At 66.3% G+C, this 26,193-nt stretch carries 27 protein-coding genes; 16 read left to right on the forward strand and 11 right to left on the reverse strand.

What is annotated here, in order from left to right; genetic code table 11:
- Positions 1-107: 107 nt before the first annotated feature.
- The 7 genes from IWX77_RS06350 to IWX77_RS06380 all read left to right on the forward strand — a co-directional run bounded on the left by IWX77_RS06350 (position 108) and on the right by IWX77_RS06380 (position 8,432).
- The gene (locus tag IWX77_RS06350) at positions 108-1,037 is read left to right on the forward strand and encodes a phosphatase PAP2 family protein (RefSeq protein WP_196843668.1); all 930 of its coding nucleotides are present in this window, start codon (positions 108-110) and stop codon (positions 1,035-1,037) included.
- Between the two features lie 98 nt (positions 1,038-1,135).
- Complete coding sequence (locus tag IWX77_RS06355) at positions 1,136-2,362, forward strand: type III polyketide synthase (protein WP_196843669.1); 1,227 nt, start codon at positions 1,136-1,138, stop codon at positions 2,360-2,362.
- Positions 2,363-3,067, forward strand: a complete 705-nt coding sequence (locus IWX77_RS06360) for a class I SAM-dependent methyltransferase (RefSeq protein ID WP_196843670.1) — start codon at positions 2,363-2,365, stop codon at positions 3,065-3,067. It begins immediately after the preceding gene.
- Entirely contained in the window at positions 3,060-4,256 is a 1,197-nt protein-coding gene (locus IWX77_RS06365; RefSeq protein ID WP_196843671.1) for an FAD-dependent oxidoreductase, read from the forward strand. Before IWX77_RS06360 ends, IWX77_RS06365 begins: the two co-directional genes overlap by 8 nt.
- Positions 4,256-5,986 (forward strand): DUF7059 domain-containing protein, encoded by a 1,731-nt coding sequence (locus IWX77_RS06370; protein ID WP_196843737.1) that lies wholly within the window; start codon positions 4,256-4,258, stop codon positions 5,984-5,986. Before IWX77_RS06365 ends, IWX77_RS06370 begins: the two co-directional genes overlap by 1 nt.
- Positions 5,987-5,995: 9 nt before the next feature.
- Entirely contained in the window at positions 5,996-6,799 is an 804-nt protein-coding gene (locus IWX77_RS06375) for an SDR family oxidoreductase (protein ID WP_196843672.1), read from the forward strand.
- Between the two features lie 223 nt (positions 6,800-7,022).
- Positions 7,023-8,432: a flavin monoamine oxidase family protein gene (locus IWX77_RS06380; RefSeq protein WP_196843673.1), complete on the forward strand. Its 1,410-nt coding sequence runs from the start codon at positions 7,023-7,025 to the stop codon at positions 8,430-8,432.
- Between the two features lies 1 nt (position 8,433).
- On the opposite strand, the gene IWX77_RS06385 is transcribed toward IWX77_RS06380, so the two are convergent.
- Both IWX77_RS06385 and IWX77_RS06390 read right to left on the reverse strand, forming a co-directional pair.
- Positions 8,434-9,087 (reverse strand): Pr6Pr family membrane protein, encoded by a 654-nt coding sequence (locus IWX77_RS06385; protein WP_196843674.1) that lies wholly within the window; start codon positions 9,085-9,087, stop codon positions 8,434-8,436.
- A gap of 72 nt (positions 9,088-9,159) precedes the next feature.
- Complete coding sequence (locus IWX77_RS06390) at positions 9,160-9,429, reverse strand: acylphosphatase (RefSeq protein ID WP_297413571.1); 270 nt, start codon at positions 9,427-9,429, stop codon at positions 9,160-9,162.
- A gap of 347 nt (positions 9,430-9,776) precedes the next feature.
- Here IWX77_RS06390 and IWX77_RS06395 point away from each other — a divergent pair, with 347 nt between their 5' ends.
- The 4 genes from IWX77_RS06395 to IWX77_RS06410 all read left to right on the forward strand — a co-directional run bounded on the left by IWX77_RS06395 (position 9,777) and on the right by IWX77_RS06410 (position 13,086).
- Positions 9,777-10,658 carry a hypothetical protein gene (locus IWX77_RS06395; protein ID WP_196843676.1) on the forward strand — a complete coding sequence of 294 codons (882 nt, stop codon included), beginning with the start codon at positions 9,777-9,779 and terminating at the stop codon, positions 10,656-10,658.
- On the forward strand, positions 10,655-11,764 hold the full coding sequence (gene menC, locus IWX77_RS06400; protein ID WP_196843677.1) for an o-succinylbenzoate synthase: 1,110 nt from the start codon (positions 10,655-10,657) through the stop codon (positions 11,762-11,764). Before IWX77_RS06395 ends, menC begins: the two co-directional genes overlap by 4 nt.
- 556 nt (positions 11,765-12,320) lie before the next feature.
- Positions 12,321-12,788, forward strand: coding sequence for a ribonuclease E activity regulator RraA (gene rraA, locus IWX77_RS06405; RefSeq protein ID WP_196843678.1), 468 nt, complete (start codon positions 12,321-12,323; stop codon positions 12,786-12,788).
- Positions 12,766-13,086 (forward strand): hypothetical protein, encoded by a 321-nt coding sequence (locus IWX77_RS06410; RefSeq protein ID WP_196843679.1) that lies wholly within the window; start codon positions 12,766-12,768, stop codon positions 13,084-13,086. Before rraA ends, IWX77_RS06410 begins: the two co-directional genes overlap by 23 nt.
- Before the next feature lie 58 nt (positions 13,087-13,144).
- On the opposite strand, the gene IWX77_RS06415 is transcribed toward IWX77_RS06410, so the two are convergent.
- Positions 13,145-14,080 (reverse strand): GmrSD restriction endonuclease domain-containing protein, encoded by a 936-nt coding sequence (locus IWX77_RS06415; RefSeq protein WP_196843680.1) that lies wholly within the window; start codon positions 14,078-14,080, stop codon positions 13,145-13,147.
- A gap of 171 nt (positions 14,081-14,251) precedes the next feature.
- Here IWX77_RS06415 and IWX77_RS06420 point away from each other — a divergent pair, with 171 nt between their 5' ends.
- Positions 14,252-14,944: a hypothetical protein gene (locus IWX77_RS06420; RefSeq protein ID WP_196843681.1), complete on the forward strand. Its 693-nt coding sequence runs from the start codon at positions 14,252-14,254 to the stop codon at positions 14,942-14,944.
- Between the two features lie 3 nt (positions 14,945-14,947).
- Here the strand turns inward: IWX77_RS06420 and IWX77_RS06425 are convergent, their stop codons facing one another.
- Positions 14,948-15,157 carry a hypothetical protein gene (locus tag IWX77_RS06425; RefSeq protein WP_196843682.1) on the reverse strand — a complete coding sequence of 70 codons (210 nt, stop codon included), beginning with the start codon at positions 15,155-15,157 and terminating at the stop codon, positions 14,948-14,950.
- A 285-nt stretch (positions 15,158-15,442) separates the two neighbouring features.
- Between IWX77_RS06425 and IWX77_RS06430 the strand changes: the two genes are divergently transcribed.
- Complete coding sequence (locus IWX77_RS06430) at positions 15,443-16,291, forward strand: nuclease-related domain-containing protein (protein ID WP_196843683.1); 849 nt, start codon at positions 15,443-15,445, stop codon at positions 16,289-16,291.
- A gap of 38 nt (positions 16,292-16,329) precedes the next feature.
- Here the strand turns inward: IWX77_RS06430 and IWX77_RS06435 are convergent, their stop codons facing one another.
- Positions 16,330-16,995 (reverse strand): DUF7002 family protein, encoded by a 666-nt coding sequence (locus tag IWX77_RS06435; protein WP_196843684.1) that lies wholly within the window; start codon positions 16,993-16,995, stop codon positions 16,330-16,332.
- A gap of 259 nt (positions 16,996-17,254) precedes the next feature.
- Here IWX77_RS06435 and IWX77_RS06440 point away from each other — a divergent pair, with 259 nt between their 5' ends.
- The 3 genes from IWX77_RS06440 (at position 17,255) to IWX77_RS06450 (ending at position 21,511) form a co-directional block, all read left to right on the forward strand.
- Entirely contained in the window at positions 17,255-18,919 is a 1,665-nt protein-coding gene (locus tag IWX77_RS06440) for an alkaline phosphatase D family protein (protein ID WP_196843685.1), read from the forward strand.
- A gap of 472 nt (positions 18,920-19,391) precedes the next feature.
- Positions 19,392-21,014 carry a tetratricopeptide repeat-containing diguanylate cyclase gene (locus tag IWX77_RS06445; protein WP_196843686.1) on the forward strand — a complete coding sequence of 541 codons (1,623 nt, stop codon included), beginning with the start codon at positions 19,392-19,394 and terminating at the stop codon, positions 21,012-21,014.
- A 257-nt stretch (positions 21,015-21,271) separates the two neighbouring features.
- A complete protein-coding gene (locus tag IWX77_RS06450; RefSeq protein WP_196843687.1) occupies positions 21,272-21,511 on the forward strand; it encodes a hypothetical protein in 240 nt (79 codons plus the stop codon).
- A gap of 45 nt (positions 21,512-21,556) precedes the next feature.
- Here IWX77_RS06450 and IWX77_RS06455 read toward each other — a convergent pair whose 3' ends face one another.
- The 6 genes from IWX77_RS06455 to IWX77_RS17015 all read right to left on the reverse strand — a co-directional run bounded on the left by IWX77_RS06455 (position 21,557) and on the right by IWX77_RS17015 (position 26,169).
- A complete protein-coding gene (locus tag IWX77_RS06455) occupies positions 21,557-22,534 on the reverse strand; it encodes an NAD(P)H-quinone oxidoreductase (RefSeq protein ID WP_196843688.1) in 978 nt (325 codons plus the stop codon).
- Positions 22,535-22,625: 91 nt separating this feature from the next.
- Positions 22,626-23,120 carry a DNA alkylation repair protein gene (locus tag IWX77_RS06460; protein ID WP_196843689.1) on the reverse strand — a complete coding sequence of 165 codons (495 nt, stop codon included), beginning with the start codon at positions 23,118-23,120 and terminating at the stop codon, positions 22,626-22,628.
- A gap of 50 nt (positions 23,121-23,170) precedes the next feature.
- Positions 23,171-23,419: a hypothetical protein gene (locus IWX77_RS06465; RefSeq protein ID WP_297413548.1), complete on the reverse strand. Its 249-nt coding sequence runs from the start codon at positions 23,417-23,419 to the stop codon at positions 23,171-23,173.
- Positions 23,420-23,888: 469 nt separating this feature from the next.
- On the reverse strand, positions 23,889-25,097 hold the full coding sequence (locus IWX77_RS06470; RefSeq protein WP_196843690.1) for an FAD-binding domain-containing protein: 1,209 nt from the start codon (positions 25,095-25,097) through the stop codon (positions 23,889-23,891).
- 417 nt (positions 25,098-25,514) lie between these two features.
- Positions 25,515-25,652 carry a hypothetical protein gene (locus tag IWX77_RS06475; protein ID WP_196843691.1) on the reverse strand — a complete coding sequence of 46 codons (138 nt, stop codon included), beginning with the start codon at positions 25,650-25,652 and terminating at the stop codon, positions 25,515-25,517.
- Between the two features lie 382 nt (positions 25,653-26,034).
- On the reverse strand, positions 26,035-26,169 hold the full coding sequence (locus IWX77_RS17015) for a hypothetical protein (RefSeq protein ID WP_297413545.1): 135 nt from the start codon (positions 26,167-26,169) through the stop codon (positions 26,035-26,037).
- Between the last annotated feature and the right edge of the window lie 24 nt (positions 26,170-26,193).

Here is a 26,193-nt window from a genome sequence, read left to right on the forward strand (position 1 = left end):
CGTCCCTTGGGGTAAATGGGCAAGGAGCTCTCTCGCCTGGTCGCGGCGAGGTGCGGGCTCCCAGCATCGCAGTAGCTCCCCGAAACGCTGTGCCTCCCAGAAACGCTGTGGCATGCTTGACCGTGCGCAACCGGTCAAGTCTCAGCTCCCTCCGACAGGGATCGCTCGGGTACCTCGCCGGAGCCGCGCTGACCACGGTCGCCTTTATCGGTCTCTACCTGTTCTTTGTGCGCAGCCACGCCGGCCAGGAGGCCGACCAGCTCGCCTATGACGGCGCCGAATTCGGCCGACGGAGCATCACACCGTTCACCGGCCGAGTGCTCGACTCGGTGCCGGATGTCGCCGTGGCGTTTGGAGTGGTACTGACCGCGGTCATCGCGCTCGTGCGCCGCAACTGGCGCAACCTGATCGTCGCGCTCGTCGCTGGCGGAGCGGCGACGGCCTCGGCTCAACTGCTGAAATATGGAATTCTGGCCCGCCCTGACCTGGCGGTCCAGGGCTACGCCGGAAACTCATTCCCATCCGGGCATACCACTGTGGCGGCGGCATCCGCTCTCGTCGTGTTCCTGGTCGCGAGCCCGCGGATGCGCCCGATGGTCGCCGGCTGGGGAACCGCCTTCGCCGTGCTGGCCGGCGTAGCGACGCTCGCCAACCAGTGGCATCGACCGAGCGACGTGATCGCCGCCCTGCTCTGGGTCGCCCTGTGGGGATGCCTCGCCGGAGCCGTGCTGGCCTGGCCGCGCGTGGGCGTCGTACCGCGAGCGGATGCTGCGGCTCTCGCCCAACCAGCAGCCCCGCGCCGGACGTTCACTGGACTGCGTCAGTCGACTATTCGCGGCATTCGTTGGCTGTCGATCGGCTGTGGCGGGCTCTCTGCCGTGGCCTTCATCGCCACTCTGGTACTGAACAGCAGCCTGTTTGACAGTGTCGGAACGCTCGGCACGATCGTCGCCTACCTCGGCGGTGTCGCGGCCATCGTCACCGCCGGGCTGCTGCTGGCGCTCAGCGGAACCCGTCTGTTCGCCCGGCTGCCCTAGATTCTGTTCGCCCGGCTGCCCCAGATTCTGTCCGCCCGGCTGCCCCAGATTCGTAAAGTTGGGGTGTACTCAATCGAAGTCGCGTGCGAGACTGACTCATGGCCGTCACGCTGAGAGCGATCCAGACCCTAGTTCCCCCGACGATTCTGATTCAAGAGCAGGTGCGCGACATCTTTGCCGCCCAGCCCGGACTCAGCCGGCTGGCTCAACGGCTGGTCAGCACGAGTTTCAACGTGTCGGGCATCGAGACCCGGCATACCGTGATCGCCGAGCTCACCCTCGACAACGATGAGACCGAACCGCAGTTCTTCGATTCAAAGCAGCAGCTTCTGCTCGTGCCGAGCACCCGGGTACGCAACGAGCTGTACATCACGGAGGCCACCAAACTCTTTGTCGAAGCGGGGCGCCGGGCGCTCGCCGCCTGCCCCGACGTCCGACCGGAAGACGTGACCCACGTCGTCACCGTCTCCTGCACCGGGTTCTATGCCCCCGGCCCTGACTACATGCTCGTGCGAGAGCTCGGCCTGCGAGCCAGCACCCAGCGTTACCACCTCGGATTCATGGGCTGCTACGCCGCCATGCCGGCCCTCCGCACCGCGAAGCAGTTCGTCGAAGCCGACCCGAACGCGGTCGTGCTCGTGGTCAGTGCCGAACTCTGCTCACTACACCTGCGCACCTCGAGCGACCCCGACACGATCGTGGCGTCCTCACTGTTCTCCGACGGCGCGGCCGCCGGCATCGTCAGCGCCCGGCCGCCGCTGCCCGGCGAAAAAGCACTCGGCCTCGACCTGTTCGAAACGGTCATCACCCCGGTCGGCGAGGGCGACATGGCCTGGAAAATCGGCGATGAGGGCTTCGAAATGATTCTGAGCACCTACGTGCCGCACATCATCGACGAACACATCGAGGGCGCCCTTGCCCCGCTGTTCGCCCGTGATGCGGCCATCACCGGGCAGCTCGCCGCTCCTCGCGAAGCGGATTCCGCCGCATACTCTGCCGGTACCGTCGCGACCCTCCTCGCCCCGGTTCTCACCCTCGCTCCCGCCGCCTCGCTCAGCTCGGTAATCGAACACTGGGCGATCCACCCCGGCGGCCGCAGCATTCTCGACAAGACCGAGGCGAAGCTCGAGCTGCGCGCGGACCAACTGGTGCCCTCGAGGGAGACGCTGCGCACCAACGGCAACATGAGCAGCGCGACGATTCTGTTCGTGATGAAGGCCATTCTCGACGGCCCAGCCACCGCCGATGGCGAACGGGTCTGCGCCATGGCGTTCGGCCCGGGGCTCACCGTGGAATCCGGCCTGATGACCGTGATCGAGGGCTGAATGGTCCTTCCCTCATTGCGTGTGCGGGCTCACGGAGCAGCAGAGATCATGGATTCTCCGCTGTGCGATCCGGCCATGCTCAACCGCACCTACCAGGATTTTCGCGTGGTCAACGCGGTCGTGTCGGGCTGGTGGAGGATCTATCGCCGCAGCATTCGCCCCGCCTTGTCAACCACGACCGAAGCGACGCTGCTCGACGTCGGCTCGGGCGGCGGCGACGTCTCGCGGGCGCTGGCCCGCTGGGCGGTACGCGACGGTCTTCGGCTGAGGGTGACCGGCATCGACCCGGATGCCCGCGCGCACCTGTTCGCGACCAGCCAGTCGCGAATTGCCGGGCTGTCGTTTCGGCGGGCGCTCAGCTCGGACCTCGTCGCTGAGGGTGCGCGCTTCGATTTCGTGGTCTCGAACCATGTGCTGCACCACCTCAGCGTTGCTGAACTGAAAGGGTTGCTCGTGGATTCAGAGGATCTCGCCCGTCGCCGGGTGCTGCACGCCGACCTGGAACGCTCCAACATCGCCTATCTCGGGTTCGCGGCGGCGACCTGGCCGTTCTTTCGGCACTCCTATATTCGCCCCGACGGCCTCACCTCGATTCGCCGCAGCTACACGCCGGTCGAGCTACGGGCGGCGGTTCCCGCCGGGTGGACGGTATCGCGAGGCCTGCCGTCCCGGCTCGTACTGAGCTGGGACGCGCCGAATGCGTGACGTCGTTATCGTCGGCGGGGGTCCGGTCGGCACGATGCTTGCCTGCGTGCTGGCCGTAGGCGGACTGGATGTCGAGGTGCTCGAGCAGCGGGAGCAGCCGTCGCTCCGCTCGAGGGCGATCGGTATCCACCCGCCGTTGCTGCGCGCCCTCGCCGGTATCGGTGTCGCCGACGCCGTGCTCGAGCGGGCTGTGCGGATTCCCGCGGGGGAGGTGCGCTGCGACGGCCGGAGGCTCGGGAAGATGTCGTTCGAGCGGGCTGCGCCGGGGTATCCGTTCGTCGTCGCCCTGCCGCAATACGAGACGGAGGCCCTGCTGCTCGGCCGGTTCGAGCAGTTGCGGCCCGACCGGTATCGCAGCGGCGTAACGGTCACCGGGGTTCAGTGCCGCGGCGACGCCGTCGAACTCTCGACCGACTCTGGCCCGATCGAGGCCCGCTATGTGATCGGCGCGGACGGTGCGCGCAGTGGGGTGCGCCAAGCGGCCGGCATTGCCTGGCGGCAGCTCGGCCGTCACGAAACCTATCTCATGGGTGACTTCGCCGACCCCGGACCGAGCGACACCGGTGCGGTGCTCTATTTCGAGCGCGGCGGGGTGGTCGAGTCGTTTCCGCTGCCCGGTGCCCGACGCCGCTGGGTGGCGATGACCGATTTTCTGGCCGCGAATGCCGACAGCGCCGACCTGGCCGCGCTCATCCGTCATCGAACAGGAGTGAGGGTTGCCGAGCCGCTCGGAGCGGCCAGCGCGTTCGCCGTGCAGCAGAGGCTCGCGGGGCGGATGCACTCGGAGCCGCTGGGGGAGGGGCCGTCGCGCGCGGGGCATTGGCGCCCCGGGCCGCTGCCTCAGCCGCGGCCCGCCGGCCGCATCGTGCTGGTCGGCGACGCGGCACACCAGATCAGTCCGATCGGCGGGCAGGGCATGAACCTCGGCTGGCTCGACGCCGTTGCACTCGCGCCGGCGCTGCAGCGGGCGCTGCTGGCGCCGGGGGAGGCGGCATCCGTGCTGGCCGACTACGACCGTACCCGCCGCGACGCCGCTCGCCGTGCGGTCCGGCAGGCAGCATTCAACATGCAGATGGGCCGGCCGGCGCACGGCCTGCGGCTTGGCGCTCGCAACGCCCTCGTGCGCTCGCTCACGCTGCCACCGGCCAACGAGCTCGTGGCCCGGGCATTCACCATGCGCTGGCTGTGATGGGGCGTCGGCCGCGCATCGAGTTGAATGGACGGGTGACTTCTGCAACTCTTATTTCCCGCCTGCGCACCGACCTTGCCGCCGCCCACTTCTCGGTTCCCGGCCTGACCGGCTTGTGGGGCATCGAAGCGGATGCCGCCCTCCGCCGCAATCAGCGGGTTCCGGCCCGGCGGGCGCTCGCCGCGCTCGCCACCACGCTCGACCGGAACGAGCCCGCCGCGACTCTTGCCCGGCTGTTCCTGCTCGGGGACGCGGTGCCGCGCGCCGACCTCGATGCCGCGTTGCCGGCTCTTGGGGCGGCCGGAGCCGAGCAACTCGGGCTCGTCAGAGCGGTCGATGGAATTGATCGACCGCCCGCTGTCGAACGTGCCGGCGCAAGAGGCGTGACCGCACCGGATGCGCTCCTGTGCCCGCTCGTCGACCTGCGCCCGTACAGCTTCATCGACGCCCACGGGGCTGGCAGCTGGTGGATCGTGAGCGACCTGGGGGAGTTGGCGCTGGGGCATCCGCTCGGCGAAACACACGTTCTCGGCATCGGCGGCGCCTCGCGCACCCTCAGCGCACTCATGATGCCGACCCCGGTGGAGCGCGCGCTCGACATCGGCACGGGATGCGGAATTCAGGCCATGCACGCCTCTCGGCACGCCGAGTGCGTCGTCGCGACCGACATCTCGGTGCGTGCGCTCGAACTCGCGGCGCTGAACGCCGAGCTGAACGACATCTACAACATCGAATTTCGGTTCGGTAGCCTGTTCGAGCCGGTGTTCGGGGAGCGGTTCGACCACATCATTTCGAATCCGCCGTTCGTGATCACGCCGCGGGCCGAGGGGGTGCCGAGCTACGAGTATCGCGACGGAGGGATGGTCGGCGACGCCCTGGTCGAGGCCGTTGTGCGCGGGGCTGCTGATCATCTCACTCCCGGCGGCGTCGTCCAGTTGCTCGGCAACTGGGAATACCACGACGAAACGGATGCCTTCGAGCGGCTCGAGCACTGGCTCACGCCGGAAGCCGGAGAATCTGCGACGGCTCGTGCAGCGCTCGACGCATGGATCATTGAACGTGAGGTACAGTCACCGGGTGAGTATGCCGAGACCTGGATTCGCGACGGCGGCACCCGCCCCGGCCCCGACTTCGACCGGCTGTACAACGCCTGGCTGAACGACTTCGAGACGCGCGGTGTACGCCGGGTCGGGTTCGGCTACCTGCTGCTGCGGCTGCCGACAGACGCAGAGCCCCGAGGAATGCCCGACGAAACTCTGAGCGTGGCGTCCGCCACCGAACCCACCCTGCGCCGCCTCGAACGGTTGCCCGACGCCCTCGGTCACAACCCGGCTGGGCTCGGCGCGCACCTCGCCGAGTGCCTCGCGGCGCACGACTGGCAGGCACAAACGGATGACGCGCGCCTGTTGCAAACGAATCTCACCGTGGCCTCTGACGTCACCGAAGAACGCCACTACTGGCCAGGTCAGCAGGATCCGACACTCATGACCCTGCATCAGGGCAGCGGATTCGGCCGTTCGGTTTCGCTCGACACCGCTCTGGCCGGGCTGGTCGGCGCCTGCGACGGCGACCTCGCCGTCGGCGCCATCATCGGAGCTCTCGCCCAGTTACTCGACGCCGACGAGGCCTTGCTGAGCGGCGAACTGCTGCCGAGGGTACGCGAGCTGCTGGCCGACGGCTTCCTGACAGTGTCGCCGCCCAGCACCACCGGCTCGGGCGCGGGGCGCTAACCTGACGCAATGACTCTTGCCCACGCGCTCCCGGCCGCCCTCGACCTCGGTGGGCGTACGGCGCTCGTCACCGGGGCGGGCAGCGCCGCCGGTATCGGCTTCGCAGCAGCACGGATGCTCGGCGAACTCGGCGCTCGGGTGATCCTCACCGGCACCACGGCGCGGGTGCACGACCGCGCGCAGGAGCTGGCCGCAGACGGCCTCGATGCCATCGGAATCGTCTGCACCCTCGACTCGGTCGCGGGTGCCGCAGGGCTGGAGGCGGCGCTCGCTGCGAGCGGGCACCAACCAACGATCCTCGTGAACAACGCCGGTATGGTCGCGGTCGGGGACGCCGAGATGGGCCACGGCGACATTCTGACCAGCCCCGCCGAGTGGGATCACGGCCTCGCTATCAACCTGTCCACGGCGTTTCACGCCACGCGCACCGTGATCGGTTTCATGCGCGCGGCCGGCTGGGGCCGCATCGTGACGGTGTCGAGCGTCAGCGGAACGATCATGGCGAGCCGCGGCGATATCGCCTACTCCGCGGCCAAGGCCGGGCTGGTTGGGCTGGCCCGTGCCCTCGCCGTCGACGAGGCAGCAGCCGGCATCACGTCGAACGTCGTCGCCCCGGGCTGGATCGCGACCGGCTCCCAGCTCACGAGCGAAGCTCTGGAAGGTGCCCTTGTTCCGGCCGCACGCAGCGGGACGCCGGGGGAGGTCGCATCCGTCATCGCGTTTCTCGCCTCGCCGGGGGCCGCCTACGTCACCGGGCAGGTGATCGTCGTCGACGGCGGAAACTCCGTGGCCGAGGAACGCCGCCCGTCCTGAGCCGTGGCCTGTTGGGTCGACGCGGTGCCGGCGGACGCTGACACGAATCTCCTGAACCAGCCCCCAGCTGCCCGCGGGGCGGCAATGACAACTCAAATCGGTAACGTCGTCGTCTCAGCCCGAGGCTTCGGGGCGGTCTGCGGTAGTTTGGTCTCATGACTGGCGCCGGATTGAACCACTGCGGGCGCAGACCCGAGATCCGCCGTTCTGAACCAGGCCAATCGTGAAGCGGCGCACTTTTCTGCTCGGCACGGCGTCGGGTTTTTCCGTGTTGGCCCTCGCGGCCTGCGTGACGCCGGCGCCGGTGCCGACGACATCCGCTTCACCCACCACTCTCACACCGTCGCTGGTGCCCCAACCAGTGACGGTCTCCCGCACCAACTGGTCGGCTGACGCTTTCTCCCGCGGATCCTTCAGCTACGCCGCCGTCGGCGCCACGCCCGAGCACCGAGCGGCCCTCGGCCAGGCCGTCGACGCCCGCGTATTTTTCGCCGGCGAAGCGACCGCGGTCGATGAGCCAGGCACCGTTCAGGGCGCCCGAGCTTCGGGCCTTCTCGCGGCCAGCCAGGTGCGGGATGTCGCGGCTCCCGGCGAGCGCATCACGATCGTCGGCGCCGGAATCGCCGGCATCACCGCCGCGCGCGAACTCGTCGACGCCGGCTTCAGCGTGCTCGTCATCGAGGCCCGCGACCGCATCGGCGGACGCATCGACACGGTCAATGGCGACTGGCCCTTTCCGATCGAACGCGGCCCCTCGTTCGTGCACCGTAGCTCCGTCACTGCTCTGGACGACGAGCTGACCGCTCTCGGGGTGACGCTGTTGCCGTTCGTGCGTACCCCCGAGGTGCGCACCCGAGCCGGTGCCGTCGTCACGGTGTCCCCGCTCGGCGCGCAGGTCGTCGCAGGTGCCCTCGACTGGGCTGCCGACCAGCAGCAGGACGTCTCGGTCGAACGTGCGCTGATCGACTCGGGCGAAGCCAACCTCTCGAAAACCCCGAACGCCGACGGCCTCTCGGATGCCGACTGGCTCGAGTACGAAATCGCCACGAAGCTAAAGATCGAAACCGGGGCCACCCCGAGCCAGCAATCGGCCTGGTACACGACCGACATCGCGAGCGCCGACGACGACCAGATCGTGGTCGGCGGCTATGCAACGCTGCTGACCAGTGACGCGGAGGGCCTCGAGCTGCTGCTCTCGAGCGTGGTCAACCGTGTTGCCCACGACGACCGCGGTGTGAGCCTGCGACTCGGCACCGGCGAGTCGCTGTCGGCCGATCGCGTCATCGTGACGGTGCCGCTTGGTGTGCTGAAGAACGCGGCGATCGAGTTTTCGCCCGCGCTGCCGTTCGCCCACCGCGGTGCCATCGCCGCCCTCGGCATGGGCCTGGTCGACAAAATCTGGCTGCGCTTCGACGTGCCGTTCTGGGATACCGCGGCCCGCCTCTGGACCATCGTCGGCGAAGACGCCGACTTTCCGGTCTGGGTCAACATGATGCCGCTCACCGGCGAACCCGTCCTCTTGGGCATGGTCGCCGCCGAAAACGCAACCCGGCTGTCCGAACTCGACGACGAAGCTTTTCTCGCGGCCGCGCTCACCGCGCTCGAACCGTTCCTCGCGGAGCCCAAACAGTAGCTCAGGCGCGCCAAGGCGCAAGCAGGTGGCGCGGCATCCGCCTGATCCGGGTGAGCCAGGTGAGCAGCGAAGCAATGCCGGTGATGATTCCCACAGTGATCAGGCAATAGAACACGGTCTCACCGGGGCCGCTCACCTGGCGGGCGTCGAGAAAGAAGTACGGGTACCATCCCACGATCGGTCCGCGAAGGAGCGTGAAGACCAGCCAGAACACGGGGAACACGATGGCCCAGCCGAGATATTTCCAGGGTAGGCGGGCCTTGAACGGGTCCACGATCCAGTCGATGAGGGCGCAGAGCGGAATCACGAAGTGCAGTAGCTGGCTCGACCACGGCACCTCGATCGAGTAGTTCGCCCCCGACGATTGCCAGACGATGATGCCGTAGACGACGCCAGAGACCAGAATGTAGGTCGTGACCATGGCCCGCAACATGTCGAGCCAGGCCGGGTCGGTGGGCCGTCGTAACGCGACCACGGCGGCCGTCACGAAGACGAAAACCGACGCAATGGCGCTCTGCACCGTGAAATAGCTGAAAAAATTGGTAATCGCAAACGTGGTCACACCGAGGGTGTACCGAAAATAGCCGATCAGGGCGACGAGCCCGCCCGCTGCCAGTCCGAGGCGCGCCAAACCGAACGCGGTGCGCGCTGTCATTCCCATCCCCCGGCGGGACTCGTGCGCGCGGTCATAGGACAACGCTACGCCAGCGCTGGGCGGCCCCCGACCTCAGCCGGTGATCTGAAACTCCCGTTCGCCCGTTGCAGCGATATCGCTCACCTCGAGCGCGGTCACAACGGCATAGCGCGGGCCGACCTGCAACCAGGCCAGCATGCGCGAAACGGATGCCTCCCGCCCCTCGATCTCGAGTTCCACCGATCCGTCCGACCGGTTGCGGGCATACCCGACCAGCCCGAGGCGCAGCGCCTCGGCCTTTGCGTGGTACCGAAATCCGACGCCCTGCACCTCGCCTCGCGCGAGCACTCGTTTACGAATCACCTGGCTAGTGTGCACCGAACGCGCTGACCGCGCGAGCGTTCCGGTGGCGTCGACCAGCCGGCTCGGGCACCTGCCGGCCGAGAATGCCATCGCGCCGAGTGTCATCGATCGGCTGGTCCGGCAGCGTCGAATAGGCCAGCACCCCGGTCTGCACGTCTTCGACGCGGTCGCGCCGCCGACCCTCGCGACAATCGGATTAGCCAGCGGGAACGGTCACCGACGAACAGGCCCAAAGGGGTCATTCGTGCACCGTAGCCAACCCGTATTGTGCTGCGCGACCACAAACCGACCATTTTTTCATGCTGGGCGCTAAAGATCACCGTCCGCGACTCGACCATACTGGGCAGATGTTCCAGAAACCGTCCTTCACCGCTCTGACGGAGCAGGCCCAGACTGCGGCTCGGATTGCGTCTGAATCGGCCGACGTTCGAGTGCGCGACGAGGGCAGCCTCGCTGGTTTTCTCGAGATCGAAACCTTGTTCAATACGATCTGGCTGCTGCCGCCGGGCGAGAGCGCCATCTCCTCCGAACTGCTGCGCAGCATCAGCCACGCCGGCTGCAACGTTACCGCGGCCCGAGACCGGGCCGGCCGCCTCGTCGGCGCTGCCGCGGCGATCGTCACCCCGCGGTCCCCCGCCAGGCAGGCGCCGTCGATGTACTCCCTGATCGCCGGGGTTCTACCCGGCATCAGCGACCGTGGCGTGGGCTTCGCCCTCAAACAGCACCAGCGGGCCTGGGGGCTGGCTCGCGACCTGACCGAAATGACCTGGACCTTCGATCCCCTGGTCAGCCGCAACGCCCGCTTCAACCTCACCAAACTGGGCGCCTACACGAGCGAGTACGCCGTCGATTTCTACGGCCCCATGCAGGGCGGGATGAACGCCAACGACGAAAGCGACCGTCTGGTCGCCGTCTGGCCCCTCACGAGCGACGAGTCGGCCGCCTGCAGTGAAGACCGCCCGCTTGCGGCCCGGCGCCCCGACTTCGGAGCCAACGATGTGCTCCGACTCGGCCCCGACGGAGACCCCGTGCTCATCGCGGTGGGCGGCGCCCGGTGGTGCCGGGTCCCCACTGACATTGTGGCGCTGCGCGCGAAGAACCCGCAGCTCGCGGCCGAGTGGCGGCGGAGCATCCGCTCCATCCTCACCGACGTATTCGCTTCGGGGCATATAGCCCGCGGGGTCAGCCGTGACGGCTGGTACCGACTCGAACCAGGAGGAACAGCGTGAAAATCGAGACCATCGAACTACGCCGCGTGCACATGCCGTTGGTGCGGCCGTTCCGCACCTCGTTCGGCACGTCGACCGAGCGGGAGGTGACCGTGGTGCGCGTCATCACATCGGATGCCGAGGGCTGGGCCGAGTGTGCTGCCGACGCCCATCCCCTCTACAGCTCCGAATTTCTCGACGCGAGCGATCTGGTCATTCGCGACCACCTCGTGCCTCGGCTGCAGGCGCTCGGCGACCGGCTCAGCGCCGAACTCGTGGCCACCGCGCTCGAACCGGTGAAGGGGCACATGATGAGCAAGGCCGTACTTGAAACGGCCATTCTCGATGCGCAACTCACAACCACCGGTGTCTCTTTCGGCAACCACCTCGGCGCGGTGCGCGACACCGTGCCGGCCGGCGTCTCGGTTGGCATCATGGACTCGATCCCCGAATTGCTCGACGCCGTCGCTGGCTACCTTGCCGAGGGCTACCTGCGCATCAAGCTGAAAATCGAACCCGGCTGGGACCTCGCGCCGGTGCGGGCGGTGCGTGAACGTTTCGGCCCCGACGTTCTGCTGCAGGTAGACGCCAATACCGCGTACACCCTCGCCGATGCCCGTCACCTCGCCCTGCTCGACCCCTTCGACCTGCTGCTGATGGAACAGCCGATGAAGGAGGATGACATGCTCGGCCACGCCAACCTGGCCAAGCTCATCACCACGCCGATCTGTCTCGACGAGTCGATCGAATCGGCCCGCGACGCCGCAACGGCGATCACCCTCGGCGCCTGCAGCATTATCAACGTGAAGCCGGCCCGGGTCGGCGGCTACCTCGAGGCGCGTCGCATCCACGATGTCGCCGCGGCCCACGGCGTGCCAGTCTGGTGCGGCGGCATGCTCGAAACCGGCATCGGCCGGGCGGCCAACGTGGCCCTCGCCGCGCTGCCGAACTTCGTACTGCCGGGCGATACCTCAGCCTCCAACCGGTATTTCGCGCAGGATCTCACCGCACCGTTCGAGCTCGAGAACGGGCACCTGCGGGTGCCGACCGGCCCCGGCATCGGCGTGGAGGTGCTGCGCGACGTGTTGGCCAGCGTGACCGCCCGCACCGACAGCATCCGTTTCTAGCCTTTCCCCAACCAGGCCTTTCCCCAACCAGAGGAGACGGCCATGACCCTGCATGTGACGCAGGCCTGAACGCCACCTTCACCCTCTTCAGGGTCGTCTTGCCGCAGGCCATGCGGGTGATCATTCCGCAGCAGTACCTGGAACGCCACCACGGCCGCGGCAACGCCCGCGCGCTGCCGCCGTCTCCGCTCGCCCGCGTGAGGGGCGGCACTGCGTCCGGCCTCGCAACCGTCACCTGCCACCCTGAGAGCGGATGCCCGGTGACCGACACCACACGCGTAACGGTCGCCGCGACGAGCGCTGCACCGACGGCCTTCGCCGTTGCAGCACTGTTCAGTGCCCGCACGGTGGCACGAGCTTCGGCGGCGTCGAAGTGGTCAGGGGAATCTTCCTTTTATGGATGCCGGCGTCGTCGTGGAAAACGGCCAGCCGGCCAGTGTGCTGGACAATCCGTAGAACCCGCGCACGAAGGCGTTCCTCGCCAGCGTCATATACATAGAGTTCAGGGCTGCCTGGCCGGGGCCTACTCTGGAAGCACCGGAACTCTGGAGGAACAATGACCGTATTGACCGCCGATTTATACGACGAGCGTGGCGACGAGCTGCAATCCGTACCATTGCAGTTTCAGACGATCGGTGGGCGAGCCCGCTTCAGCGGCCCGATCCGCACGGTCACCTGCTTCGAAGACAACGCCCTGCTCAAATCGATCCTGTCCACGCCCGGCCACGGCGCCGTGCTCGTCATCGACGGCGGTGGCTCGCTCAACGCGGCGCTCATGGGCGACATGATCGCCGACCTCGCTGTCGAAAACGGCTGGTCGGGCGCGATCATCAACGGCGCGGTGCGCGACCGAGTGGCCATCGGCGTCCTCGACCTCGGGGTGAAAGCCCTCGGCAGCAACCCCCGCAAGAGTTCCAAGACCGGTTCCGGGGTAGCGGATGCCGTCGTCGAGATCGCCGGCGTCACCTTCACTCCGGGTCGTACCGTCTACTGCGACGAAGATGGAATTTTGGTCGAACGCTGACCTCACACCGTGCGCGGCATCGGCTACCGCCTCACCGGCTGACAAGTTCGTCACCGCTCGCCGGTTCGTCGCTGGCCGTGGCAAGCGGATGCCGTCCACGCGCCGCGGCGCAGTTCTGGCGATGCCGACGATTGTGCTGGCGGCGGACGGTGTTCTGATCAACCTCGTGCCCAGCGGGCAGGTACGGGCTGACCTGCAACAGCGGTTGATCGACCGGGCCGACCCCACTCCCGGCTCAGACCGGGGACCGGGAGCCCCCAAGCACGCCGACACCGTGCCGGGCGCTGTCGTCACGTAGAGGGGGAGAGCCTCTCGGCGGTTCCGGCCTCGGCCTGTCGATTGCCCGGGCCCACGCCCTACTCGCAGCCGGTTCCGTCGCCGTCGCGGTCGAGGTGGCGTCCATAGCCGGGATCTCCAGCGTGCACGGGAGCCGCTCCGGCCTCGCGGGCGGCGGTGCAGTTCTGAAAATAGACGTCGTTCGGGGTATCGGCAACCGGCGCTGCCTTGGGCACGACTTCGGGCGCGACGACCGGTTGGGTACCGATGGTCGCGAGTTCGTTGGGGCAGCCCGACAGTATTCGCGTCATCGCATCATGCTCGGCCGGAGTCACCCACAGCGCATAGGTCGCTTTCACCGAGACCTGCCGTGCCACGTAGGCGCACCGGTAACTTTTCAGCGGCGGCAACCAGGTGGCCGTGTCGCCATCGCCCTTCCGGGAGTTGGTCACGCCGTCGACGGCGAGCAGGTTGAGCGGATCATTGGCCAACGCCACCCGCTGCTCCTGCGACAGTTGCTGCGCGCCGGTTTGCCAGGCGTTCGACAGGGCGACTACGTGGTCGATCTGCACGAGCGACGAGGTCGCCTGCCCGCGCACGAAATTGATGGTCAGGCCGGTGTACAGTCCCATCAGGGTGCCGCTCTGCACCTCGCAGCTGCCGTCGACCACGAGCACGGTCAGGTCGCGGGCCAGAATATCGTTGCGGGTGTCGCAGCCGTTCTGGTCGACGTCTTGCCAGGCCGACCCGAAGCTTCCCTCGCGGTCGTAACCGGTCTTCGGTGCCCGCCCCTTCACCGGCAGGGTCGCGAGCACGGCGAGGGCCGCGGTGTCGGCCGAAGCCTCGGGGGCTGCACTGACGGCGGGTGACGGTATGGGCGTTGGACTGCCTACCGTGTCGGCCCGATCAGGCGAAACGGATGCTTCCGCTACCGCCGTTCCCACCAAAATCACCGCGAGCGCGCCCGCAATCAACCCCACCACCAGAAATGATCGGGTCGGGCGGCGAACGGTCATGGGGCTCCTTCTGGCCGCACACGAACGACCCTATGAATATACGTTGCGCAACCCGGGCGCCTCAAACCGCGGAGCCGAGGCACGGCATCCGCCTGGTAAAAAGTAACCCATTCTGGGGGTCTTGCAGCGGGGGTGGCACTGGCAGGATATAGAACCCGGCGAGGAGCACTGATGACGCACATACTCTCCACGCGGCGGCGTCTGACGACGTCTCCGGAATTGCCCGAATCGAATCGTACCGGAGCGCCTCGATCATCGACAGGACCAGCCTGGCTGCTCGGCCGTGGGTCGCGACCAGCTACCGCCACGCCGACCGACCTCGCGGTGGCCCGCGCGCGCTGTGAGTCCGCCGTGGACACGCTGCTCGTTACGCTGCCGGAACACTGGGCCGCCTTCACACTGCCCGTGCTCGGCGGTGACGACGCGAGCGTGGTGCGTCTCCTGGTGGGCCCCGGCGGCGTCTTCGCGCTGCACGCGCAGCTCTACGACGGCCGGATCGCCTGGGTTCACCGACGCACGGTGCTCGTCGCCGGGAAACGCTCGTCGGAGCTCGCGGCCGCCGAAGCCACCGCGCGCCGCCTTACGACGCGGCTGCGCCAGCGGCTGCCGCTGCGAACCGCGGTGCAGCCGGCGCTCGTCGTGCTCGGCGCTCGTCGACTACGGGTGACCGGCCGGTCGGTGTCGGGCCGGACCGTGCCGGTGCTCGGGGCGGCCACACTCGGCGACTGGCTGGCCGCGCGCCCGCGGGTGCTGCGCCCGATCGAACGCATGGAACTCGCCGCCGTGGTCGACAACCCGCTGACCTGGGGCATCCGGCCGTCGATCGTGCCGCAACCCGGTAGCGCGGAGCAGCCCAGACACTAGGAGTCAGCGCTTGGCCGGACCGTTCCCCTTGGCCGAAAGCAGGCGGGCGCGCACAGAGAATGCGCCGCCGACCACGAGGGAGACAACGGCCGCAGGCAGGATCGCGTCGACGAACTGGTTGCCCGAGACAAGATTGGCCAGCAGGAGAAGCACGGCTAAGCCGCTGAAACCGAGTCCCGCGATCGCGCAAACGTTGAAGGTCAGGTGTTTCACGTGCGGATCCAATCGGTGGGGTGGATTTCAGGCTAGCTGACGTTGCCCTACTTAGCGGGGGAGGCACCGGCCGGGGTCGTCCCTCTAAATTGACAGCGGATGCTTCGTGCCAGCCTCGTGCGTCGCCTTCAGAGCACGAATGAGCATTACTTCAGAGTTACTAACCAATGCTGCGACGCGGCCGATTGTTAACACGCAATCGGCAGGTGGCGGTGCCACGATAGTACGGGGTGCGAACCCGTGGTGAGGTAAGTGAACGTGGCCATAATAAGTGTCGGAGCTGGAATGCATCCTCGTGCTAGCGAGCCTGCTCGTATAGTGGTGCCCGGTGCACTCACCGCTCCGGGCCGGTTCGCCGGTCAATCCGTCGTCGAGGAACTGCTCCGCCAGCACGGCGATCGGCCGCCGCAGTCACGGCTCGCACGCACCCTGGGCGCCTCGCCGCTCGACGCGAACGAGCTGGGGTGGCTGCGCGCCGCGCAGGCCGAGATCGTTGTCGGCGATATTCTCGCCCGGCTTCCCGACGGCTACAGCGTCTATCACTCCCTGCCCATTCGCAATACGGCATTCTGGGTCGATCACCTCGTGGTGGGTCCGGGTGGAATCTTCTCAATCAACTCGAAGACCCACTGGGATCGGGACTTGACCGGATCACCGCGCTCGATTCCGATCGGCGAACACGCCATGCCGTACCTGCGAGACCCCCGGTTCGAATCGGCCCAGATCACCGCCCTGCTGGCCGCGGAGATGCCGGCAGCAACCGTCGTTCAAGCCATGATTGTGCTGGTCAATCCGCACAAAATTCTGCTCGCCCGCAAACCGGATACCGTGACGGTGATCGACGCACCGCGCCTGCGCCGGTGGCTTGTCGCGCGCCCCCCGGTGTTCACCAAGCAGCAGCAGGCCGCGCTCACCGCGGTCATCGATGACCCGGCCACGTGGCGGGCCGCGAGCCAGCCGCTCGCACCGGCTCACCTGCACGCCCGGTTCACCGCACTTGAACAGCAGGTAGCGGCCGCCCGCACCCGGCGCACCACGTTCACGGTTCTTGCCGCCGCGGCGGGCGCGACCGTGCTCGCCATCGCGACCTCGCCCCTCATCGTCTCCGCCGTGGAGTTTCTGGCCGCCCGCTGACTGCCCGGCTCCTGCACGAGAGCTCGCGCACCGAGTTATCAGGCGAGGCGCTCCAGAACGGTGCCCTCGCGCATCCGTTCGACACGCACGACGTGGTCACGCAGGTCGCGCACCGCGCGCGGAATAGCGAGTTCGGCGACATCGCGACCCTTGGTCACCGCGTGTGACCGGGTCGGGTGTCGATAGTCCTCGATTGATACGAAGGTGTCGCGCCCGCGCAGTTCTTTGTCGTGCCGCTGAGCGAAGCCGGAATTGATGGCGCTCAACTCAATCTCGTCCTCGTGCGCGGCGACCAGACTTTTGGTGCTCAGGGTGATCACGGTGTGGGCGTCATTCCGATAGGAGCGGGCGTTCAGCAGGTCGCGCAGAAATCGCGGCTGCAGGTGAAAGAACACGCGGTCGTTCAGGGCTGCGTACCAGTCGGCGAGCGTCATATCCTCGAGGGCGTCGTCGAGCGACGGCTCGTGAATGGCTTTTTGATGACGGATGACCGCGGTACCGAATTCCGCATGCTCCAGCACACGCGACTCGCCTCGCCGCTTACCCAGAATGGCCGCTTGTGGGGCGCCCTGCTGGACGCCCCACCGGGTCACGAGCGCGGTCGGGCTGAGCAGTCCGTGCCGCTCGATGGCAGGCCAACTGCCGTCAGCGGCCACGTGGTAGAGCTCAGGGTACAGACGAATCAAATCGCGGGACAGCACCATTCGAGCGTACTCGCCGCCGGAGCAGTGCCGAACCGGTCTACGGGCGGCGGACCACGACTTGGTCGCCGACGCGTCGCCGGCGGTACCGCCGAGCCTGGTCGACGCCCTACGACTGCGCGCTCCCTCGTCGGTGAGCACCTCGGCCGGCGTGCCCCGGACGCAGAAAGTTTCGGCCGACCGACCTCGGCGGGAAGCATCAATACCGATTGCCGACGAAAAATGTCTAGCCGTCGCCGGTTTGACGCGGTACAACTTACTCATGACGAGTTCGCCCCTGATTCTCGGCCCGATGATTCGGTACGTCGACGACGTCTCGGCGAGCATCTGGTGTGAGACGCGGGAGGCCGGTCAGGTTGCCGTGACGGCCGCGGGTCGAGCGTGGCAGGCGCGCACCTTCGCCGTGCATGGACACCACTACGCGCTCGTGTACGTTGACGGCCTGCAACCCGACATGACGCTGCCGTACACCGTGGAGTTCGACGGGACGTTGGCGTGGCCGATGGCGCACTCCACTTTTCCGGCGGCTGTCATCGCGACGCTCGGAAGCGGGCATCCACTTCGCATGTCGTTTGGTTCCTGCCGCACCAGCGTTCCACATGACGCAGACGGCAACCGCACGCACGGCGTCGACGCTCTCCGAGCCTGCGCCCTGCGCCTCGCCTCGCCTGGCAACAACGTGCCGCGTCCGGATCTGATCCTCTTTCTCGGCGATCAGGTGTACGCAGACTTGACCACGGAGAAGATGCAGGAGTTCATTCGCGCTCGACGTGACATCAGCGAGCCGCCCGGCAAGGAACTGGCCGACTTCGAAGAATACGCACACCTCTACCGCCTGGCCTGGTCAGACGAGGCCAACCGTTGGCTGCTCTCCACGGTGCCGACCGCGATGATTTTCGACGACCACGACATTCGTGACGACTGGAATACCTCGCTGAGTTGGAAACGACAGATGGCGGCAACGTCGTGGTGGCGGGGGCGCATTGTGGCGGGGTTGGCCTCGTACTGGGTGTACCAGCATCTCGGCAACATGTCACCCACCGAACGAGCTGCCGATGAAATTTGGCGCGACATCGCATCCCACGGCGGCGCTTCCGAACTCGACATCAGCTCCAGGCTCGACGCGTTTGCTGAACGGTGTGATCAAGAACCCAGCAGCTACCGGTGGAGTTATTGCCGCGACATCAACGATGTACGGCTGATTGTGGTCGACTCCCGCGCAGCCCGGGAATTGGAGCCCGCTCGGCGATCATTGCTGGACGACGCAGAGACCGACTGGCTAGACGAGCGGATGCGCGGCGGATTTCGGCACCTGCTGATCGGTACCTCCCTGCCGTTTCTGCTGCCGCCCGGGCTCCACCACCTGGAATCGTGGGACGAGGCCGTGTCCGAAGGCGCCTGGGGCAAGCCAGCCGCGCGCGTCGGCGAATGGCTGCGCCAGTTGGTCGATCTGGAGCATTGGGGTGCCTTCCAGCGGAGCTTCCAGGATTTGGCGCGGATGGCCACAGAGGTCGCCGACGGCCAACGGGGGACGATTCCGCAGACGGTGACTTTTTTGTCGGGTGACGTGCACTACTCGACCGTCTCCGAGGTGGAACGAACGACGGGTAGCCGCATCGTGCAAGCCGTCTGCTCGCCGATCCGCAATCCACTCCCCGTGGCAATGCGATCGTTCTCCGCCGTGCTCGCCTTCGGAATAGCCACGCGAGTGAGCGCGCTGCTGGCCCGCGCCGCCGGGGTTGCGTCGCCGCCGTTCCGCTGGGCGGGCATCAAGGGGCCCTGGTTTGACAACTGTCTGGCGAGCCTTGAAGATACCCCCGCCGGGCTAAAACTTTGGTGGGAGAAGGGTGTTGTACTCCACGGCGATGACCGGCATCCGCTGGTGGAGAATGTGGCAACGGTCACCCTGGCGCCTCGGGCACGGTGATTGGCTGACGCGGGTGGCGTTCTTGTTCCGCGTCTGGAAACTCGCGCGGTGCTCTCGTGCGGGTGTGACCCTGCAGTTCGTGAGAACCGGAGCCGTCACCACCGCTCGGGCACGCCCCGACCTTCGGTGTTGCATCCAGCAGCAAAAGACGACGCGCTCGGTGTACCTGATCGTGACGTTGGTGACAGTCGGCTCAGGCGGGCGATGTGTTCTGGCTGATCACCTTCTAAAACCGGACGGAGCAGAACCTGGAAAGGGGCAGCCCGCCGCGAAAGTACCGGCCACTGCCCCGTACTGGGTGGGTTAGGGGGCACACATCCGGTTTGCTTCATGCTTAACTTGACCCATGAGCAGAATTGGCTCAGTGGCGGTTCACGTTCGTGCGGGCCGTTACCCGGTTCCTCATGAGCCGCAAACCGCTGGGGGCTACACCATGATCCTTACTGACACTGCTGTCGCAGGGGAACTTTCGATGAGCGTCGACGACCTCCTCTCGAACAGTAAACGAGCAAGCTCGCAGGGGGAACATTGTCCCGGCGCGGATCAGGCCGAAGAGGCGCTGGCCCGCCCCGAAGCGACTCCCTGGCAACAGGCAATTGCCCGCGAGCTGCTCACGTTGCACCGACTGCGGCTGGGTGACTATCAGGCGTCGGTCAAGCAGGGCCTTCTTGCGTTGGAATACTTCACGGCAAGTGGCGATCTGTTGGCCCAGTCGAACGTGCACTGCACGCTCGCGCTGGCGTTCTCCGACACCGCACTGAATGAGGCAGCGCTCCACCACGTTCTCGGCGCGATCGAGGCGGCACGCGCGTGCGCCAACCCGACGGCAGAATTCTGGGCGCTGAGCCGCTCGTCGCTGGTGCACGGGGCAATGGGCGATGCCGTGCGTTCGGTAGAACTGGGCAAGCAGGCTCTGGCACTCGCCGAAGCGCTGCACGACCCGGAGACAAGTTTCACGGCCCTGAACAACCTCGGCGACACCTATCTGACCATCGCTCGGGCCAGGCTTTCCCGCAACGAAGACGCGTCGCAACCCTTCAAGGACGGATTGGTTCTCATGCGTGAGGCGGTTGGCCTGGCGCAGGAGCAGGAAAACCCGTTTCAGGAGGCGATTGCGCGAACCAACCTCGTGAGCCTTTTGATCGGGCTCGGGCGGTACGACGAGGCTCGCGAGCAAGGTCGGCAGGGCAAGGTGCTGGCCAAGGTGCATGGCTACCGCAGCCTTGAGGTCGACATCGATGCCCAGCTCGCCGAGATGGTGAGGGCTGACGGCTGTTTCGACGAAGCCACCGCCATGATGGAAGCTCAGCTCGCCGATCCCGACGTCAACGACGAACCGGCACTGCTCGCCAAGCTGCACCGGTCGCTGTATGAGATGCACAAGGCGGGCGGGCGTTTCGCTCAGTCGCTGGCGCATCATGAGCGGCTGCACGCCGTGACTTTGCTCATGACCGTACAGACGGCCGGGCTGCAGGCGCAGATGCTGATCAACACCATCGAAATCGAACAAGCTCGACACGAGGTAGAGAAATCCCAACTGGAAGTGCGGATGGAACGCCTCCGGGCCGAGGAACTCGACGACCAGGCAAACACCGATCCGCTCACCCGCTTATCGAATCGTCGCGCGCTCGACCGTGAACTGCCATGGATGATGGGCCGCGCCGAGAAAGGCAGGCGACCGCTCTGCGCCGCCATGATCGATTTCGATCACTTTAAGCAGGTGAACGACGACCACGGTCACGCGGCGGGTGATCAGGTTCTAACGGTGATGGCCTCGATGCTGCGCACGATCACCCGCGGCACCGACCTCGCGGTGCGAGTGGGCGGAGAGGAATTCTTGCTCGTCTTTGCCGAAACCAGCCTGGCTGAAGCGACGGCGGCCTGCGAACGGCTTTTGACCTCCATACGCGGGTATGACTGGGAGAGCCTCGCACCGGGGCTGACCTGCACGGTGAGTGCGGGGGTGGCGGCGTTGGAACCGCACGAATCCGTCTCGGTCTGGCTGTCTCGAGCGGATTCCGCTCTCTACGAGGCCAAGCACAACGGGCGGGACCGCGTTCACGCTGCCAAGCCCGACGCTGCAACGATTTGCTGACCACACCAATATGCGGTGCTGGCACCCTAGCGGAAGGCGGGGCCTGACGGGTCTGACCCCGCCATGCCCGGCATCGACACCATGCGCACTGTTGAGGGTTCGCAGGGGAAGATAGGCGAAACGGATTTCGTTCATTCTGCTGGGTACGAGAACGGATGCTCGCACAACCGTGTGAGAGTCAGCTCGGCAGTACCGCGACCGTCACGAGCCGCTGCGGGTGCTGGTTGCTGGGCCCACGTGTCGGAGCAGGGTGCGGCATGCGTCACCGGCGACCTCACGTAGAGCTTTCGTTTCGGCGCCGCCGTGTCTACGGCGACGCAACCGGTGGTCGCGTCGGTGCCCTGGTCGGTGGTTTCGTCAACGGGCTCCTGATCACCATGCACACCGACCTCGTCGACGCGATCGACGCCGACGTCAAGGCCGCCGCCGCGGCGAAGGCCGAGGCCAGGGCTGCACCTGCAGCTACAGCCGCCGAGCTGGCCGATAAGCAGGCATAGTCGTTCGACGCTAGTCGGAAGGGGTCGCACCGGTCGGTAGCCGGGTCAGGGCACGAGCACGATTTTGCCCACGTGAGCGGATGCTTCCAGCCGTCGGTGCGCATCCGCTGCATCCGCAAACGAGAATCGGCCGTCGATCACGGGTCGAAACTCGCCCGATACGATCCAGGGCCAGACCGCCGCTTCGAGCGCTCGCATGATGGCGACTTTTTCGGCCAGCGACCGCGCACGCAGGGTGGTGCCCCAGTAGCGAGCGCGTTTCTGCATGAGGCGGAACGGGTCGAACGCGGCGGGTTCGCCGCTCTGGTTCGCAATCACCATGATGCGGCCGTTCACCGCGACCGCCTCGATGTTGCGCGCCGCATAGGAGCCGCCCATGATGTCGAGGACTACGTCGGCGCCTCGCCCGTGCGTGGCTGCCTCGATCTCGGCCACAAAATCCTGCTCCCGATAGTTGATCAGAATCTGCGCCCCGAGGCCCTCGCAGACGGCGAGTTTCTCGCTGGAGCCGGCCGTCACGGCCACGCGGGCCTCCATGAGCCGGGCAAGCTGGATTGCGGTCGTGCCGATTCCACTGCCGCCGCCGTGCACGAGCAGGGTCTCGCCGGGTGCGAGTTCAGCGCTCATGAACACGTTCGACCACACGGTGGCCAGGGCTTCCGGCAGGGCAGCGGCGTCGATGAGGTCCATCGACAGTGGCACCAAGAGGGCCAGGTCTTCATTCACCACGGCTTCGGTGGCATAGCCGCCGCCGGCGAGCAGAGCACACACCCGGTCGCCGGTCCCGAACCGGGTCACGTCGTCGCCCACCTCGGTGACGACGCCCGACACCTCAAGCCCCGGCCACTGGGGTGCGTCGGCGGGCGAGGGGTAATGGCCCTGCCGCTGCACGACATCCGCTCGGTTCACACCCGCCGCAGCCACCTCCACCCGAATGTCGTGGGCACCGACGACGAGGTCGGGCACGGTCGTCAGGGTGAGGGCGTCCGGCCCACCGGGAGAGTTCACGATAATTGCGCGCATAGGCGCAGCCTACGCGCGGGGCGCGCCAGCCAGCCGTGGCACCGCGTACTCGTGCCGCAAAACAAACGCCGAAGGCCGCTTCGATCCGCCGTTATCCGTTCGTGATGTGCGCGCTGACGCTGTGTGCGGCAAGGCGTAGGCACGGGTTGCCGTCGATTGCCCACCGATTCAAAGCCGCCTCCGCACGGGCGCGATTCGCTCCGCCCAGCCTGTGGACCAGGGGGAGCACCACGTCGAGGGCGAGCGGATTCACGAGCTCGGGCAGCCCCGCGCCCCGCAGAAAACCCTCGATGCGGGTCAGGTCGGTGTTGTCCAGCCGCGACAGGTTCGCCTGCAGCAACACGATCGCAGCCAGGCGGCGCTCGAATACAGGCACGTTCCACAGCTCGGAACTCAGCGCGGTCACCTCGCCGCGCGTCATGTCTGTATACCGGCGGTTCAGATCGCGGATGGTTCCCCGCACGGCACCCACCGAAGCGCCATAGATTTCCAGCTCGTTGCCCAGACGGGCCTGCGCCTCAGCTGCGCGCTCCCACGTTGCTTCGTTCTGCAGCGTGCGATCTACGAAGTCGCCGGCATCGCTCATCCGACTATTCTGCCTCAGCGGCGACTCTTACTCGCAATGGCTGGCTCGAATTAACCAAGACCCCCGGCGCGAGCTGCGGCACGTTCGGCTGCGCCGCGCGCGGCACGAATGATCAGCACGATCAGAGCAAGCAGGGAGGCCGCACTCACCAGCAGCACGAGATAGGCCGCCACCACCGGCTTGACCCGACTGGTGCTCCGCACGGTCGCCACCAGCGCAACCACGGCGGCCAAGAGAATGCCGATCCCACCCCAGGCAACGACCCAGTCCGCGTTGAGGTGCTCATTGGCGCGAGCCATATCCGCACGGATCTGCCCGAGCGTCGCGCCCGGGACCGCAGCCAGCGGATTCCACACCAGTATCTGCAGAGCGCCGAAGTACTCCAGCTGGCCGAGAAGTCAGAACGACCACCGACGACAGAGAAGCACCGAACGCCGCAGTCCAGCTATCGCTCGCCAGCTGCATGGATGTCTACTAACCTCAGTGTCTCGACACCGGCGCGGTGTCTCATCCCAGGCGGCGATTGGTTCCCGGGGATGGAACAGGTTGCGCCGCCAGCTTGACGCCTTGAACGAGGTGCTCAAGAACGCCGATCGGGGCACGCTCACCGGCCTGATCCACGTCCCCAGACCAGAAGCCCCAGAATCAGAAAACTTCTACCTGCAGGGTGAGTGGAATCGCACTCCGCGGCGGGACGTGACCCGTGGCGGCGCGCGCGCTCGATTCGATGGGTTGGAGACATGCCGCCGGAGGCGCACGGACCGAGTATTATTTCGGCTGCGTCAGTTTCTGGCGCCACGCCGAAAAGCTTGTGAGCGAACCGGCATGAGGTTCGGCGAGCCACGGCCACGGATGAATCTCCGCGGCAATCCTGGCGTATTTTTCAAAGCTCGGCACTGGGGCCCAGGTGATCGCGGCGTCAAGGTCCGGAGTGATCTGTTTGGGGTCTCCTAGATGCACGATCACTTCACGCCGCTCCGCCAGATCTTGGAGCGTCTCTACGAAAAACACGAGTCTTTTGCTCGACAGGCGCAGTTTTTCCAAGGCCGGTTCGTCGAAGATGAAGACAACAGGGAGCTGCGGATGGGCGAGAAGTGCCGGATCCTCATCGCCCAGTGATTCGACTGTGAGCAAAACAGATTGTGGTGTGGAGCGTTCGACGACCGTGGATGGACCTCGGGTGGTTGCCAGATCGTCGTCCCGGACGAGCCGTGGATTCGGTACGGCAACCGGCCGCGGAACCGTATCCGAAGGAAAGTTCTCTATCGGGCAATTGCGATTGAGAGGACAAGCCGTGCACAGTTGAGGCGCTCGTTTCTCCACCTGCCAACGTGCAAATCCGTAGGGTTTTCCGGTGCCTGCGCCAACTGTCCATTGCCACCCGAGCAGATTGGCAGCGCGAGAGCCGTCGAGCAGGTGGCGATGAAAATACTCCTGCGCAGCCATCCACCCTGCTCCGGATCGCACGGTGTAATGCGAGGCAAGCCACATGCGAGTCTGATTCACAAGCCAGCCCTCTGTTTCCAGACTCGAGAGTGCCCAGTTCACACAGGCCATTTCGCGCGGCCAGGCCGCTGGTGTGAAATCCCCAGACCATGCCACGTCGAACCGCAGATTGCGATGCAACTGCATGCCAAGTCGAGCGTATAAATGTCGGCCATACTCCTGCCAGAGGAGTTCGTCGCGAAATTTTGAGACATCCGACGCTGGACCGGCGACTGCGTTCCAGACCTCCCTCAGCGAAAGCAACCCGTGGCGAATGTAGGGCGACAACCGGGAGGCTCCGCGAGCCGCTTCTGGAAGTACCCGGTTACGCGTCGCAGCGTACCCGGCCACGTCGAAAGCGTTGAGCGCAGCATTCGCCGCCGTTTGGCCACCGCGGATGTCTGGGCTCGCCCTGATGCGATCACACACGAGATGCGAGAAGTGTCGTTCAACCACGGCTTCCGGAGAGGCGCCATCAAGGGAGATGATCATCAGCCGACTCTAGGCTGAGGAGATGGAGGAAAGCCCCGTGTCTAATGCATCTGTACCCTGCACCGACGACTGCTTGCTTATTGTCGCATTGCTTTTGTTCGCCGGCATCAGTGCGCGTGCGGCACTTCTTTCCGGAGCGGTCGAATAAGCCTGACACCGGCTCTCTCAGGTCACTGCTGGTCCCTGTACTTCCTTTCGCGCAAGTCGGCTCGCCCGGAACACCAGCGTCCCGAACACGAGCCAGTCCACGACGGCGTAGACGGGCACCACAATGTGAAGCACAGCGTTGGCTCACGGCAACGGAACCCCGCCGGCGGCGCCGAGCGGCGCCAGAAGGAGTGCGTAGACAATGCCGACGATGATCATGTACCTCGTCACAGATGCACGGGCGATGACAAGCCACCGGCCCGGCCGTGTTCACACTGTGCACAACCCGAAGAAATTGAAGGGGTTAAGGGGCACCCGGGAGGCGACATCCGCCGCGGTGCTGATGACCGCGGCGAGGATCAGGCCGGCGACAACGAGGCGCAGGGCGGTGGTGGTACGGTTCATCATGGCCCTGCGCTTTCCACCCACGGTGAGTCGAACCGCTCTGGACGACAAACCTTCTTTGATTTGTCGATTCGCAATCCGGTGATTCACCGAACTCGACAACGACAACATCCGCATGGTCCTCAAAACGCTCCGGTAACCCACCGACGGAGACTCCTCACCCCGGCTTAACGGAGCGTCAGCGCTGTCTTCGGGCTCGCTGCTCAATGACGGTGAGTTGGGTACCATCGGGATCCACGAGATACCCAGCCCGTAGCCCCCACTTCTGCATTCGAACAGGCTGCAGACGAGCGATCCCGGTAATGACGTCGGGTACCCCGGTTCGGCGGGTGGCGTCGTGCAGCTCGAGGCCGGGGAATGGGAAGAATTCCAACTGCAAGCCACCTCAGGTCAGGATCATCCAACCCACGTCGCGAAACACCGGCTCGAGACCGAAGCCGCCGTAGAAGGCTTTCGTAGCGTCAAAGTTTCGGGACGGAAGGTCCGGCACGGCGCTTTCGAGCATAGGAGTCGAGGCCATGAACCAATGATGGCAGACGGCTGA

Origin of the sequence: Cryobacterium sp. CAN_C2, assembly GCF_015751745.1 — a bacterium.
Taxonomy (GTDB): Bacteria; Actinomycetota; Actinomycetes; order Actinomycetales; family Microbacteriaceae; genus Cryobacterium.

Coding starts and splice junctions, on each gene's coding strand:
- IWX77_RS06355 (WP_196843669.1), top strand. CDS start 1,136: ATGGCCGTCACGCTGAGAGCGATCCAGACCCTAGTTCCCCCGACGATT.
- IWX77_RS06360 (WP_196843670.1), top strand. CDS start 2,363: ATGGTCCTTCCCTCATTGCGTGTGCGGGCTCACGGAGCAGCAGAGATC.
- IWX77_RS06365 (WP_196843671.1), top strand. CDS start 3,060: ATGCGTGACGTCGTTATCGTCGGCGGGGGTCCGGTCGGCACGATGCTT.
- IWX77_RS06370 (WP_196843737.1), top strand. CDS start 4,256: ATGGGGCGTCGGCCGCGCATCGAGTTGAATGGACGGGTGACTTCTGCA.
- IWX77_RS06375 (WP_196843672.1), top strand. CDS start 5,996: ATGACTCTTGCCCACGCGCTCCCGGCCGCCCTCGACCTCGGTGGGCGT.
- IWX77_RS06385 (WP_196843674.1), bottom strand. CDS start 9,087: ATGACAGCGCGCACCGCGTTCGGTTTGGCGCGCCTCGGACTGGCAGCG.
- IWX77_RS06395 (WP_196843676.1), top strand. CDS start 9,777: ATGTTCCAGAAACCGTCCTTCACCGCTCTGACGGAGCAGGCCCAGACT.
- rraA (WP_196843678.1), top strand. CDS start 12,321: ATGACCGTATTGACCGCCGATTTATACGACGAGCGTGGCGACGAGCTG.
- IWX77_RS06410 (WP_196843679.1), top strand. CDS start 12,766: ATGGAATTTTGGTCGAACGCTGACCTCACACCGTGCGCGGCATCGGCT.
- IWX77_RS06415 (WP_196843680.1), bottom strand. CDS start 14,080: ATGACCGTTCGCCGCCCGACCCGATCATTTCTGGTGGTGGGGTTGATT.
- IWX77_RS06420 (WP_196843681.1), top strand. CDS start 14,252: ATGACGCACATACTCTCCACGCGGCGGCGTCTGACGACGTCTCCGGAA.
- IWX77_RS06430 (WP_196843683.1), top strand. CDS start 15,443: ATGCATCCTCGTGCTAGCGAGCCTGCTCGTATAGTGGTGCCCGGTGCA.
- IWX77_RS06435 (WP_196843684.1), bottom strand. CDS start 16,995: ATGGTGCTGTCCCGCGATTTGATTCGTCTGTACCCTGAGCTCTACCAC.
- IWX77_RS06440 (WP_196843685.1), top strand. CDS start 17,255: ATGACGAGTTCGCCCCTGATTCTCGGCCCGATGATTCGGTACGTCGAC.
- IWX77_RS06445 (WP_196843686.1), top strand. CDS start 19,392: ATGAGCGTCGACGACCTCCTCTCGAACAGTAAACGAGCAAGCTCGCAG.
- IWX77_RS06450 (WP_196843687.1), top strand. CDS start 21,272: ATGCGTCACCGGCGACCTCACGTAGAGCTTTCGTTTCGGCGCCGCCGT.
- IWX77_RS06455 (WP_196843688.1), bottom strand. CDS start 22,534: ATGCGCGCAATTATCGTGAACTCTCCCGGTGGGCCGGACGCCCTCACC.
- IWX77_RS06460 (WP_196843689.1), bottom strand. CDS start 23,120: ATGAGCGATGCCGGCGACTTCGTAGATCGCACGCTGCAGAACGAAGCA.
- IWX77_RS06465 (WP_297413548.1), bottom strand. CDS start 23,419: ATGGCTCGCGCCAATGAGCACCTCAACGCGGACTGGGTCGTTGCCTGG.
- IWX77_RS06470 (WP_196843690.1), bottom strand. CDS start 25,097: ATGATCATCTCCCTTGATGGCGCCTCTCCGGAAGCCGTGGTTGAACGA.
- IWX77_RS06475 (WP_196843691.1), bottom strand. CDS start 25,652: ATGATGAACCGTACCACCACCGCCCTGCGCCTCGTTGTCGCCGGCCTG.
- IWX77_RS17015 (WP_297413545.1), bottom strand. CDS start 26,169: ATGGCCTCGACTCCTATGCTCGAAAGCGCCGTGCCGGACCTTCCGTCC.